This is a genomic window from Streptomyces sp. IBSBF 3136 (genome assembly GCF_036815105.1).
Taxonomy (GTDB): domain Bacteria; phylum Actinomycetota; class Actinomycetes; order Streptomycetales; family Streptomycetaceae; genus Streptomyces.
This window is the reverse complement of sequence record NZ_JAJSZC010000024.1, coordinates 41,656-54,428: the sequence shown is the minus strand read 5'-3', so window position 1 is coordinate 54,428 and position 12,773 is coordinate 41,656. Positions and strand designations below refer to the sequence as shown.

The 12,773-nt window shown below is 70.2% G+C and carries 13 protein-coding genes; 2 read left to right on the top strand and 11 right to left on the bottom strand.

All coding sequences use genetic code 11. From position 1 onward, the window contains the following. Positions 1-35: 35 nt before the first annotated feature. Positions 36-446, top strand: coding sequence for a cupin domain-containing protein (locus tag V7E45_RS08135; protein ID WP_333773409.1), 411 nt, complete (start codon positions 36-38; stop codon positions 444-446). Between the two features lie 46 nt (positions 447-492). Here V7E45_RS08135 and V7E45_RS08130 read toward each other — a convergent pair whose 3' ends face one another. From V7E45_RS08130 to V7E45_RS08080, 11 genes are all read right to left on the bottom strand, one after another. Further along, entirely contained in the window at positions 493-1,389 is an 897-nt protein-coding gene (locus V7E45_RS08130; protein ID WP_333773408.1) for a LysR family transcriptional regulator, read from the bottom strand. Then, complete coding sequence (gene leuD, locus V7E45_RS08125; protein ID WP_333773407.1) at positions 1,386-1,994, bottom strand: 3-isopropylmalate dehydratase small subunit; 609 nt, start codon at positions 1,992-1,994, stop codon at positions 1,386-1,388. Before leuD ends, V7E45_RS08130 begins: the two co-directional genes overlap by 4 nt. A 15-nt stretch (positions 1,995-2,009) precedes the next feature. After that, positions 2,010-3,410, bottom strand: coding sequence for a 3-isopropylmalate dehydratase large subunit (gene leuC / locus V7E45_RS08120; protein WP_333773410.1), 1,401 nt, complete (start codon positions 3,408-3,410; stop codon positions 2,010-2,012). 259 nt (positions 3,411-3,669) lie between these two features. Then, entirely contained in the window at positions 3,670-4,710 is a 1,041-nt protein-coding gene (locus tag V7E45_RS08115) for a TauD/TfdA family dioxygenase (RefSeq protein WP_333773406.1), read from the bottom strand. Between the two features lie 5 nt (positions 4,711-4,715). Beyond that, on the bottom strand, positions 4,716-5,855 hold the full coding sequence (locus tag V7E45_RS08110) for an amino acid kinase family protein (RefSeq protein ID WP_333773405.1): 1,140 nt from the start codon (positions 5,853-5,855) through the stop codon (positions 4,716-4,718). Continuing rightward, positions 5,852-6,895 (bottom strand): aspartate-semialdehyde dehydrogenase, encoded by a 1,044-nt coding sequence (locus tag V7E45_RS08105; RefSeq protein ID WP_333773404.1) that lies wholly within the window; start codon positions 6,893-6,895, stop codon positions 5,852-5,854. Before V7E45_RS08105 ends, V7E45_RS08110 begins: the two co-directional genes overlap by 4 nt. Next, positions 6,892-7,884 carry a DMT family transporter gene (locus V7E45_RS08100; RefSeq protein WP_333773403.1) on the bottom strand — a complete coding sequence of 331 codons (993 nt, stop codon included), beginning with the start codon at positions 7,882-7,884 and terminating at the stop codon, positions 6,892-6,894. Before V7E45_RS08100 ends, V7E45_RS08105 begins: the two co-directional genes overlap by 4 nt. A 35-nt stretch (positions 7,885-7,919) precedes the next feature. Continuing rightward, positions 7,920-8,858, bottom strand: a complete 939-nt coding sequence (locus V7E45_RS08095; protein WP_333773402.1) for a transporter substrate-binding domain-containing protein — start codon at positions 8,856-8,858, stop codon at positions 7,920-7,922. Between the two features lie 127 nt (positions 8,859-8,985). Then, the gene (locus V7E45_RS08090; protein WP_333773401.1) at positions 8,986-10,332 is read right to left on the bottom strand and encodes a methylaspartate mutase; all 1,347 of its coding nucleotides are present in this window, start codon (positions 10,330-10,332) and stop codon (positions 8,986-8,988) included. After that, the gene (locus tag V7E45_RS08085; RefSeq protein ID WP_333773400.1) at positions 10,329-10,793 is read right to left on the bottom strand and encodes a cobalamin B12-binding domain-containing protein; all 465 of its coding nucleotides are present in this window, start codon (positions 10,791-10,793) and stop codon (positions 10,329-10,331) included. Before V7E45_RS08085 ends, V7E45_RS08090 begins: the two co-directional genes overlap by 4 nt. Positions 10,794-10,984: 191 nt before the next feature. Further along, on the bottom strand, positions 10,985-11,884 hold the full coding sequence (locus tag V7E45_RS08080; RefSeq protein WP_333773399.1) for a LysR family transcriptional regulator: 900 nt from the start codon (positions 11,882-11,884) through the stop codon (positions 10,985-10,987). Between the two features lie 575 nt (positions 11,885-12,459). Here V7E45_RS08080 and V7E45_RS08075 point away from each other — a divergent pair. Then, entirely contained in the window at positions 12,460-12,618 is a 159-nt protein-coding gene (locus V7E45_RS08075) for a hypothetical protein (protein ID WP_333773398.1), read from the top strand. Positions 12,619-12,773 lie beyond the last annotated feature (155 nt).

The following is a 12,773-nucleotide window of genomic DNA, read 5'->3' as shown; positions in this document are numbered from 1 at the left end:
CGTCCCGCCCCAGCCTCCCGAAAGGAAGCGCCCCCATGTCCGTCGTCACCCGCTCCGCCGCTCCCGCCGCCTCGCCCCAGATACGTCAAGTGACCGTCCTGCGCGACATCTTCGACCCCGTCGGCCTGGACGCCCTGCCCTGGGAGCGCTGGGAGGAACCCGGTCGCGTCGGCGTCGACCTGCACCGCCTCTACGTGACCGACGGCACCGAAGCGGGCGCGGCGATGATCACCCGGATGGCTCCCGGCGCCCACGGCGACCTGCACGAACACCTCGGCCACGAGCTGATTCTCGTCCTGGAGGGGGAGCTCCTCAACGACAACGGCGACCGCTACCGTCCCGGTGACCTCGTCATCGAGCGGCCCGGAAGCGTCCACCGGGTCAGCACGGAGACCGGCTGCACCGTGCTCGGAGTCCGGCACGCGCCGACCCGCCTCGTGAGCTGACCGCCCGCCCGTCGCCCCCGCGGCCCGCGGCCCGCGCGAACCCCGGCTACGCGGCAAGGGGAAGCCTCCTCCAGTCGCTGCGCAGCGCCAGGGACCGAGCCGCGTGCACGAAGGCCCCCACCACCGGAGAGTCCTCGGCCCCCGGACGGGTGCCGATGCCCAGATGGCGCACGACCGCCGGGGACAGCGGCACCAGCCGCACCTCCGGCAGCGCCGGCGGCAGGGCCAGCCACGGAATGACCGTCGTGCCGAGCCCGGCGGCGACCATCGCGAGCAGCGCGTTGGTGTCCCGCACGTGATGGCTGACCTCGGGCTCCAGGCCGGCCGTACGGAACGCGGCGCGCACCATCGTCTCGACCCCCCCGACCGGCATCAGGAACGGCTCCCCGGCCAGCTCGGCGATCCGCAGCTCCGGCCGGGGGGCCAGCGGATGGTGCGCCGGCAGCACCGCGAACATCTCGTCCTGCAGCAGCGGCGCCGTGACCAGGCCACGCTTGGGCAGCGACACGATGCCCAGATCGATGCCACGAGCGCGCAGCCACTGGGCGATCTGCGCGTCACCAGCCTCGCGCAACTCGATCCGCAGCCGCGGATAGCGCATGTGCAACTCCGACATCAGCGCCGGAAGCAGCCGTGCCGCAAAGCTCTGACTGGTGCCGATGCGCAAGGTGCCCTCGGGTTCGGTGTCCGTGCCGCGCACCGCCCGCTGCACCCGGTCCGCCTGCGCCACCACGCCCCGCGCGGGCTCCAGTGCGCGGCGCCCGGCGTCGGTGAGCTCCACACCGGAGCGGTCCCGCACCATCAGCGTCACCCCCAACTCGGCCTCCAGACCGGCGATGGCGTGACTGATGGCGGACTGGCTGACGCCCAGCGCCCGGGCGGCGTTGGTGAAACTGCCGGTGTCGGCGATCGCGACGAACGCCGCGCACTGGTTGAGCTTCACGGCGCCACCGTCACCGCAGGGCGCGTCACCGGCAGCGCGGGCCGGCGCCCGGCCTCGTAGAGGGCGATGTCCGCCTCGTACCGCAGAGTGTCGGCGATGCCGTCGAGGCCGCCCAGCAGCCTGCGTCGCACCTCCGGGTCGATGTCGAAGGCCTGGACGAGACCGGCGCACCGCACCTCCCGGCGCTCCAGGTCGACCGTGACCCCGACCCGCGGATCACCCTCCGTCAGCTCCCAGAGCCGTTCCACCGCCTCCGTCGGCACCACGACCGTGAGCAGGCCGTTCATCAGCGCGTTGCCGCGGAAGATGTCACCGAAGCGGGGTGCGACGACGGCCCGGAAGCCGAAGTCCTGCAAGGCCCAGACCGCGTACTCGCGCGACGAACCCGTCCCGAAGTCCTGGCCGGCCACCAGAACGCTGGCGCCCGCCCGCTCGGGCCGGTCCAGGACGAAGCCGGGCTCGGCCCGCCAGTCGGCGAACAACGCGTCCGCGTGCCCGGTGCGGCGGGTACTCGCGCAGAACCGGACGGGGATGATCTGGTCGGTGTCGACGTCGGTGCGGCGCAGCGGGACGGCCGTACCGACGTGCACGGTGAACTTCTCCATGGCGGGCCTTTCGTCTTACAGGTCGGCGGGGGAGGACAGGGTCCCGGTGACCGCGGTGGCCGCGGCCACCGCCGGCGACACGATGTGGGTGCGCGACCCGCGACCCTGCCGGCCCTCGAAGTTGCGGTTGTTGGTGGAGGCGGCGCGCTGCCCCGGCAGCAGCCGGTCCTCGTTGAGAGCCGCGCACATCGAACAGCCCGCGCCCGCCCGGAAGTCCGCGCCCGCCTCCGCGAACACCCGGTCCAGACCCTCGTCGACGGCCTGCCGACGCACCCGCGCCGATCCGGGCACGATCATCATGTGCAGGCCGTCCGCCACCTTCCGGCCCCGCAGGACGTCCGCGGCGGCCCGCAGGTCCTCGATACGGCTGTTGGTGCACGACCCGAGGAAGACGGTGTCCACGGCGACATCCCGCAGCGCCGTCCCCGGCTTGAGATCCATGTAGGCCAGCGCCCGTTCCGCCGCGGCCCGCTGCGCGCCCGGCGCGAAGTCGGCGGGCGCGGGCACCCGTCCGTCCAGCGGGACGCTCTGCGCGGGATTGGTGCCCCACGACACGTACGGACTCAGGGTGCGCGCGTCCAGGGTGACGGCCTTGTCGAAACGGGCGTCCGCGTCACCGGCCAGCCCGCGCCAGTGGGCGACCTCGCGCTCCCAGTCGGCGCCGCGCGGCATTCCGGGGCAGCGGGCGAGGTAGGCGAAGGTCGTCTCGTCCGGGGCGACCATCCCGGCACGGGATCCGGCCTCCACCGACATGTTGCACAGTGTCATCCGCGCCTCCATGGAGAGCGCCCGCACACCCTCACCGCGGTACTCGATGACGTGTCCCTGGCCGCCCGCCGTGCCCACCTCGGCGATCAGCGCGAGCACCAGGTCCTTGGCGCTCACCCCGGCCGGAAGGACGCCGTCGACGGTCACGGACATCTGCTTGAGCGGCCGCATGGGCAGCGTCTGGGTGGCCAGCACGTGCTCCACCTGACTGGACCCGATGCCGAACGCCAGCGCGCCGAAGGCGCCGAGCGTGGTGGTGTGCGAGTCGCAGCACACGATCGTCATCCCCGGCCGCACCAGACCGAGTTCGGGCGCGATGACATGCACGATGCCCTGGTCCGGGTCCCCGAAGCGGTGCAGCGGGATGCCGAACTCGGCGCAGTTGGAGCGCATCAGCTCCGCCTGCCGGCGGCCCTCGCGGTCCTTGATGACCCGGTCCAGGGCCAGCGTCGGTGTGTTGTGGTCCTCGGTGCCCACCGTCAGGTCCGGGCGGCGGACCGTACGACCCGCCGCGCGCAGTCGGTCGAACGCCTGGGGCGTGTTCACCTCGTGCAGCAGTTGCAGATCGATGTACATCAGATCGTCGCCGCCACCGGAGCGCCGCACGACGTGGGCGTCCCACGTCTTCTGCGCCAGTGTCCTGCCCATGGTCTCCCTCACGTCGCTGCGGGTTGCTGCCGACACGTCGATCATCGGACGCGTGGACGCCGCAGGCACGGGCCGGCGAGTGGCCGTGTGGGGCCTGACCGGTCCCGGCCAGCCGGTGGCCGGGGCGGCCGGGGCAGGGCACGCGAAAGCCCCGTGGCGCGCCGAGGGTCGCTCGGCGTGACACGGGGCTCTCCGGGGCCCGGCGCGTCACCGGGTCATCCGTGCGGTGACGCGGGACGGCCAGGGCCGGGACGGCCGGTCAGTAGTGGACCCGGCGGTTGCCCTCGGTGACCCGGTAGCGCACGTTCCACAGGCTGCGGCGCACATACGTGCGCTGCAGCCAGCGGTCCCTGCCGTCGTAGCGGGCCGTGAACGTGGACCGTGCGTGCACTCCCTTGCGGTTGTTGATCAGCAGGGCCTGCCCGGGACGCAGTCGCACGTGGTGCGCGACCTCGCCGCACACCGTCTGCAGGGTGTCCATCGCCGCGCGGGCGCCGCTGGTGAGCGGGTGCACCCCGTTGGCGGAGATCGCGATCTCGGGGTAGTCGAAGTGACCGTTGATCAGCGGCACGGGCTCGGACAGCACGTCCTGACCGCCGGCGACGTCACGGACATAGCTGCCCGGGGCGTTGAGCCGGAACAGCGGACTGCGCAGTGTCTCGAGGACCTCCGGGGCGAGTGCGGCCGACACGTCACGGGCGTCGGCGTAGTAGGTGCCGGCGACGCCCTCGTGGTCGGCACGCAGGCAGGACAGCACCAGGAAGTCGGGGTTGGCGACGTCGTAGCGGCCGATCACGTCGTGCATGATGTCGCTGTGGAAGTTGAGGAAGACCTCCGAACCCTGGTTCGTCTGGGTCCGTGAGCCCCCCGCGACGGGGATGACGTCGTGGATCAGCTGTCCCGCCTTCTCCGTCAGCACCCCCATCGGCTCGCCGAGCAGACCGCTCAGCCCGAGCAGCACCCCTTCGGCGACGAACGACCGCTTCTCGGTGCTGGGGCCGCCGTCGGACGGCGTGTCCGGCATCACCGGATCCACTGGAAGGTTGCTGACGAGGCTGACCCCCGGCGTGTCGTTGTGTCGGCCGAAGTCCAGGACCTGTTGCAGCAGTTCGGTCGGCAGCGTGGCGAAGATCTGCAGGAGGCCGGCGGACGAGCGGTCGATGTCGATGTTCGGATCCGGCAGGCCGCGCAACTGTTCGCCGAGTGCGTCCCGCACCGCGTCGGGCAGGACGATCTCCCTGAAGGTCGGCGTGGTGGCGCCGGCCGTGGCGAGCACACCGTGGTCGGTGGTGGCGGTCATGGTGTTCACACTCCTTGCAACTCGAGCAGTGGCGCGTTCGGATCGGACCCAGCGCCGGGACGGTTCACGTGGTCGTGCAGGCGCTGCGTCAGATGCAGCGCGTCCTCCTCATCGGCCGCCAGCTGGGTCACCACCTGGCTGCCGCGCACCGCGGTCACCGGCACCCCCGCGTACTCGCCGGGCACCAGACCGTTGCGCCGCTGGAACTCCGGAAGGTCCACGAACCCCCCGGTGACCGCGACCAGCGGTCCCGCGGTCAGCCGCACGACATCGATGTTGGCGCCGTGGAAGGCTGTGTACGCGCGGTCGGCGAGTTCCTCCGTCGCGTAACGCAGAGCCACCGAACGCTGGTTGAGCACCACCGCGGCCACCGAGGAGCCGGCGCTGCCGATGACGGAACCGGCGGGGAACGGCGGCCTGTTGTAGCGGCAGACGATCTCGATCCGGTTGCGCTGCGCCAACCGCACCGCCCGGCGGTGCAGCACCTTCGCGCCGTACAGCGACATCAGCGCCGCCGTGTTGTACGAGACCTCGTTCAGCAGCCGGGCCCCGGTGATCAGGTGCGGGTCGGAGCTGTAGATGCCGTCGACGTCGGAGTGGATCTCGCAGCGAGACGATCCGACGGCCGCCGCGACGGCCACCGCCGACAGATCCGAACTGTTCTTGCCCAGCCAGGTCGGCCGGCCCTCCTTGTCGGCGGCCTGGCCGCCCGGGACCACGACCACGTCGTGGTCCCGCACGGCCGAGCGCAACGGCTCGGGATCGGTGTGCTCCAGGCGGGCCCACATGAACGAGGAGTCCGTGGTGAGCCCCAACTGGTGCCCCGCCAGCACCGTTGAGCTACGCCCCTCCCGGTGCAGGGCGGTCGCCAGCAGCTGCGCGCCCACCGTGTCGGCCAGGGTCAGCAGACCCGCGACGGTCTCGTCCTCGGGATGCGGGTTCACCTTGCTCAGACGGTCCCGGAACTGCTCCGTCTCACCGGGCTGGCCGCTCACCACGACCACCAGGCGGGTGTTCTCCTCTTCGACCCGCCGGGACAGCGCCTCGGCCAGCTGCCCGTACGCCGCCAGGGTCCGGAAACTCGAACCGCCGAACTTCACCACCGCCGGCGGGCGCTGGGACGGGTCCAGCGGCGGTCGCGTCACAGCGTCCCCCGGGCTATGAGCTCCTCGGCGATCTGGATCGCGTTCAGCGCCGCGCCGATGGTGAGGTTGTCCGCGACCAGCCACAGCCAGAAGGCGCGCGGGTTGTTGGGGTTCACCCGGACCCGGCCGACGTGCACCCGGTAGGGATCGTCGATCGTGGCGGGAGTGGGGAACTCGTGCCGCGACCGGCGGTCGTGCAGGGTCACCTCGGGCAGCGCGGCGAGCAACTCCACCAGCTCTTCCCGGTCGACGACACCCTGCGTCTCGATCCACACGGCCTCCGAATGGCCGTTGACGACCGGCACCCGCACACACGTGGTGGTCACGTCCAAATGAGGCATGCCGAGGATCTTGCGGGACTCCTGGAGCATCTTCTGCTCCTCCAGCGTGAAGCCGGAGTCCAGGAAACGGTCGATCTTCGGGATGACGTTGAAGGCGAGCGACGGCGAGAACTCCTTGCTGGGGTAGACCTCCTCGGGGTGTTCCAGCGTCGCCCGGCTTGCGTCCATCAGTTCCTCGACACCGGGATGCCCCAGCCCGGAGGCCGCCTGGTAGGTGCTGACCACAGCCTGGCGGACGCCGTACCGCCGCTCGATGCCGTGCAGCAGCCGCACCAGCGGAATGGTCGAGCAGTTCGGGTTGGCGATCACACCCGACCTGGGACGGGCGTCCAGTTCGAAAGCGTTGACCTGCGGCACCACCAGCGGCGTGTCCGGGTCCATGCGGAAGGCGATCGTGTTGTCGATGACGACGGCACCGGCCGCGGTGGCCTTGGGCACCCACTGCTCACTGGCTTCGGTGCCGGCGGAGAAGAACGCCAGGTCCACACCGGCGAAGTCGAACTCCTCCACCGCCTGCACCGGATAGGACACGCCGTCCACGCTCAGCTCCGTGCCGGCCGAACGCGCCGACGCCACCAGCTGGATGTCGCGGTAGCGCAGACCCCGCTGTTCGATCAGCTCGATCAGCGTGTTGCCGACGGCGCCGGTAGCGCCGACGATCGCGATCCGCGGGGCCGCGGGGTCGGTCACGAGGGTCATCGGGTTCCTCCGGTCTTGATCTCGGTCTTGGACGCGGCCACCGCACCGGCGACCGGTGCGGGCTCCTCGGCGGAGACGACGGACGTCCGGCGCCCGCCGAAGGACCAGCCGAGGTTGATGCCCAGGCTCGCCGCCACGATCAGCGGAATGCCCAGGGCCTGCAGCAGGCTCACACGGTGCCCGTACACGGCCCAGTCCATGAGCATGGCGACGGCCGGATAGACGAATGCCAGGACGGCGATCTTCGGGGTCGGCAGCTTCTGGTACGCGGAGTACATGAGGACGTACATCACGCAGGTGTGGATCACGCCGAGGCCCACGAGCCAGCCCCAGTCACCGCCCAGCCCCTTCATCTCACCCAACCGGGTGAACGGCAGCAGCAGGAAGATGCCCAGCACCAGCTGCACCAGCGCGACCAGATGCGGCCGTACCCCGGTGACCCGCTTGGTGATGACCGTCGAGATCCCGTAGAACACCGCCGCCAGCAGCGCGTACCCCAGGCCTGTCAGATAGGTGCTGTCCCCGCTGCCGGTCAGATCGGCCGCGGAAATTCCCGCCACCAGGACCAAACCGACGAACGCGACACCCAGCCAGCCGAACTTCGCGGCCGTGAGCTTGTCGCGGAAGAGCACGGCACCCAGCAGCATCACGTAGAACGGCTGTGTGTGGTAGACGACGGTGGCCACGGAGATCGACGTGTCCTCGTAGGACTGGAAGAGGAACGCCCAGTTGAAGACGATGAAGACGCCGCCCAGTGCGGCGAGTCCGAGCTTCTTCGGGGTGAAGCCGTGGTTCTTGAAGAAGCCGCGCGCCAGGCAGTAGAGGCCGAGTGTGGCGGTGCCGAACAGGCAGCGGAAGAAGACCACGTTGAAGGGCGACGCGCCGGACTCGATGACGAAGACGCCGAGGGTGCCGGAGAGCACCATGGCTAGGGTCAGCTCGATCGCTCCCTTCGTCTCGGTGCTCGCCGGCCGGGTGCCAATGCTCATGGTGAGATGCCTTTCCAAGGGGGGAGGGGTAGGGGTCAGTGGAGGGGGACGGCGTACTGCAGGCCACCTCGCATGAACAGGTCGTTGAGTCCTCGCGGCACGGCCAGCCCCGTGGCCGGTCCGAGGTTGCGGTCGTACACCTCCGCGTAGGTGCCGACGGCGGCCAGGACACGGGCCGCCCAGTCGTGGTCGAGGCCGACGGCGGGCCCGTGGGCGCCGGCCGTCTCGGCGGCCTGCGCCAGCGCCTTGTCCCGCTCGCCCATCTCGACGACGTGCTGTTCGGCGGAGACCAGCAGTTGAAGCACCCACCGGCACAGCCGGAACCACGACGGATCACCGTCGCGCACGGCGGCCGCCATCGGCTCGCGGGAGATCGCCTCGTCCAGGATCCGGTGCGCCGCCGGATCGTCGAGCCCGGCCCTCTCCCCGGCCAGGGCGACCCGGTCCAGGACGTAGGCGGCGCACTCACCCGCCGCGTACGCCGCGAGCGTCTCGGCCGGCGTCGCGTGGGCGACCGGCTCGACGGCCAGGCCCCGGCCGCCGAACCAGGCAGCCAGGTTGGCCGCGCTGGTCGTGCCCGCCTGCACGGCCACCCGCCGCCCGGCCAGCTGTTCGGGCCGGGTCACGCCGCTTTCGGCGGGCACGAGGAAACCCTCACCGTCATAGCAGGTGACGCCGGTGAACAGCACCGGCAGGGACGCCTCGCGGCCCAGGGTCCAGCTCACGTTGGCGACGGTCAGTTCCGCCTCGCCGCCGGCGAGCCGCGTCAACCGGTCCGCGGGATCGGACGGCACCCACTCGACCGCCTCGCCGTCACCCACGGCGGCGGCGGCCACGGCCCGGGCGACATCGGTGTCCAGCCCGCGCCAGCGGCCGTCGTCACCGCACAGCGACAGCCCACGAATACCGCGGCTCACCACGGCACGCAGGGCGCCGCGCTCCCGTACCGCATCGAGAGTGGGAGTGATGGTCACAGGACGCTCCTCGGTCGAGAACAGGCACTGCGGACGAGACTGTCGAGGGCAGGGATGCGCGGACGGCGGACACGGTGCAGGGCCGGAGAGGGCAGCCCGGTGCGGGAAGCGTCATCGGTGCGGGGCGTCACCGCAGACTCCTTCGCCTCTCGGGCGCCGCGTACTGCAGCCCGCGCAGATGCCCCTGCGTCAGCTGCTCCCGGTCGAAACGCCGCTCGTTGAAGCCGAGCATCGTCAGCAGCCCCTTCGCGCTGACCGGCCGTCTCGAGGCGCCGCGTACCACGCGCAGCGGCATCCGCCCCGGCTCCGCCCACTGCAGCATGCCCGCCGGATCGACGTAGGCCCGGGACCTGTTGGCGTTGTCCTGATGCAGGCAGTACGGCACATCCAGATGACCTCGGCCAAAGGCCCGCACCAACGCCTCGCCGACCGTCGGCGCCATCTCCAGCGTGCTGTCCACCAGCAGCCGCGCCTCCTCGTAGATCCCCGAGTCGGTCGCCACGACCTCCGGCGGACGCTCCGCCTCGTCCCGAGCGATGGACGCCGCGAACTCCAGCGCGTCGACGTTCTCGGTGATCGTCGGGATGCGGTGCGCCTCCGCCGGCGTCTTCACGATCAGCCGCTCGCTGCCGGTGCGCACGGCAAGCCGCACACTCTCCTCGAGAATCCGGTACGAACCCACCGACGTACGGGGGAAGACCCCCATGAAGGTGTAGAGCACGACATGCCAGTCGGCCTGCGCCAGCCGTTCGCCGGCCAGCCGCCGCAGCGCGGCGATCGCCTCCATGTCCTGCCCCGGATGGGTCTGCTGCGCATAACTCAAGGAGATGTCGCTCAGTCCGTGCTCCCGGAAGAACAACGCCTCCAGCACACTGAGAGCCACCAGCAGACCGGGCGGGCACAACTGCCCCAGCATGCAACCGCCGAAGCTCTCCAGATGCATCGGATCGGGCTGCTCCGCGATCAGCTCGCAGCACTGTGCCCAGGCCTTGACCGCCTCACTGATCGGCGCCCGGCTGTAAGGCAGGCAGTACGACACCGGCCCGCCCTCGGTGGCGTCCACGCCGGCCTCGACCATCGCCCGGAACAGCGGGTACGGCAATGCCGAACCATGGCGCACCTGCACCGGGAAGTCCGGCCCCGACACCGAACCCAGCAGCTGCCGGGTGGCGTCAGGACCATGGGCGACCAACGGGAACCCGTTCAGCTCGGCTCCCGTACGCAGGGCCTGACGGGCGGAGTCGTGGTCGTTGACACGCGTGTAGCTGTCCAGGGTGATCGTGCCGATCGCCGTGGCTTCGGCGCCTCTCACGCCCAGCAACCCTTCACGCATGGTGGCCAGATCCGCGAACCCCATCCGAGGCTGCACCACCAGCCGGCCCCGGGCATGCGCCCGTCGGACGTGACGCGAGAAACGTCCCTTGGGAGCGATCTGGGGCGCGTACCGCTCGGGAATCCTGGCGGGACTGTTCATGCGGCTGCCCTCGCCGACTCCAGCGCGGGGCGCTCGCCACTGTCGAGCGAGCCCAGGAACTCCTGGAAGGCCTCGATCCCGCCGTCTGCCTCGAACACCGCGTCGAACCCGCTGAGCGCCAGCTCCTCGGCGAACACGATGTTCTCCGCTCCCCGCACGCCGAGCTTCCCGCCGATCACAACATGCAGGTCCATCAGATCCGGCTCACTGCGGATACGGCGGATGAGCCGGAGGCCGTCGAGATGGCCGTGTCCGTTGACCGTGCTGATGATGAGCGCATCCGGCCGCGACCTTCGGCACTCTTCGATGATGAGGTCGTCGGGCACACAAGCGCCGAGATTGGTGACCTGGGCGCCCTGCTCCTCCAGCATCAGCTGGAGGAAAACCAGATTCCACATGTGGGCGTCGGACGACACGCTCGACACGACAAACCGCTTAGTCGGGAGCATGACCTGTGACATAGGAGCCTCTCCTTGCCGATTACTGGGACTGCAAAACATTCTTCGTGCCGTCCGACCTGGAAGTCCACACATCCCATTCGGCTTTGCAGATGGCCTTTATCGAATCCATCGATCGATAAAGCCAATACATTCATGTGCAGCATGCAGGCCGCTCATGGAATCCCGACAGTTCGCCGTTTTGCGGATGCCGTTCAGGACTCCTGGTACTCCCGGCTCAGGCAGTCGATGACCTGCTCCACGAACACGCGCCGCTCCCGCGACAGCTGCGCCCCCTTGCGCCAGGCCAGCTGCGTGAACAGCTCGAAGGGCGGCTCCCACGCCAGCGGCACCAGCGTCCCGGCCGACAGCTCCTGGCCGACCGCCATCCACGGCAGCAGACTGATCCCGAGGCCGGCGCCGACACCACGCTTGATGGCCTCGATGTTGCCGAACTCCAGAAAAGGCACCGGCTCCCCCGTGCCCTCGTTGAGCTCCGCCTCCAGCAACTCCCGGTAGGCGCACCCCGCCTCCGGGGCCAGCACCGTCTCCTGCCGCAGATCGTCGGTCTCCACCTTCGACGCCCCGGCGAGCCGATGCCCCGGCGATGCCACCACGACGAGCCGCTCCACGCCGAGAACCTCGCTGTGCACCCCGGAGTGCTGCGTCTCGGCCTCCATCAGGAAGCCGGCGTCGAACAGCCCCTGACGCAGAGAGTGCAGCGTCTCCGCGCACAGACTCGGTCGCAGCGCGATCTGCAGCCGGGGGTAGCGGTGGTGGAAGAACTCCAGCACCGGCGGCATCCGGTAGGAGGTGATGCTCTCCATCGTGCCGATGGTCAGCACACCCTCGGGCTGCGCGTCCGGAGACGCAGCGCCTCGCGCCTCGTCCGCCAGGGCCAGCATCTGCCCGGCGTAGGGCAGCAGCCGCGTCCCCGCCGGGGTCAGCTTCACCTTGCCCCCGAACCGCTCGAACAGCTCGCCCCCCAGGGACACTTCAAGACTCTGGATCTGCGCGGTCACCGAGGACTGCGCGTAGTTCAGTTCGGCCGCGGCTCGGGTGAAGCTCCCCAGCGCGGCCACACGGTGAAATGTTCGGAGTTGCCGGATGTCCATTTTGGTCTCTCCCGGAGGGGCTCGACGGAGGCGACCCGCAGTGGTCGACACCTCGAGCCTGCCGACCGCCCCCCTCCCGTGGAAGGACCTTCACCTGGCACACAGTGCCCACGACACCAATGTGCCGGACCCTCACGACCGGGTTGTGGGGCCGCTGCCGCGCCCCTGCCAACCCCGTTTCCCATTCAAGACGAATACCCGCGCTATCGGCGAGGTGAGCTCGTTCAGACCATCATTCGGCAAACTCGTCACTCATTTCGCGCGCATCCGAATCAGGTGATACCTCGTTGGTCATATCGGGTGTCGCCGGTGCCGCCGGCCGTCGATGGCTGTTAAGTAGTGGCACTCCCTTTCCATGGTGCTCTGGGATTTCTTGGCGTTGCCCTAAAGGGCGAGGACGGCTGTGGCGATCGATGTAATTCGATTGCGGTTGTCGGCCCCGCGATGGGGGCCCGCCCGGCTCACCAGGACACGACCGGGCGCGACGCGGTGCTGGGGCGCGCCGGCTGGAACGTCGCTCGCGACAAACTCACGGAGGGTCGGCTGTGCACGCCGTCGCCGGCGAGGACCGCCACATGGCCATCGACCTGGCGCTGCGCTACCTGGGGCTCGGCCGGGCCGGCCTCGTGACGGCGGGACGCTCAACCGAGTCAGCACGCCACCGGCCACGTACTGGTTCCGTGCTGACTTCGTCGGTCGGCATCATGGAAGACCGCAGGTCCTGGGTGTATTGACCCGCAGCGTCGTTGGCTTGTTCGTGGTGCGTCGTCATGAGCTGACTGATGAGTCGTGGGCGGTGATCCCGGCACCGGGCGGCCCTCCGGCGGACCCGCCACGATCGCGGCGAAGACGCCCGCACCGGTGAAGATACTCAGTCCGGCCACGACCA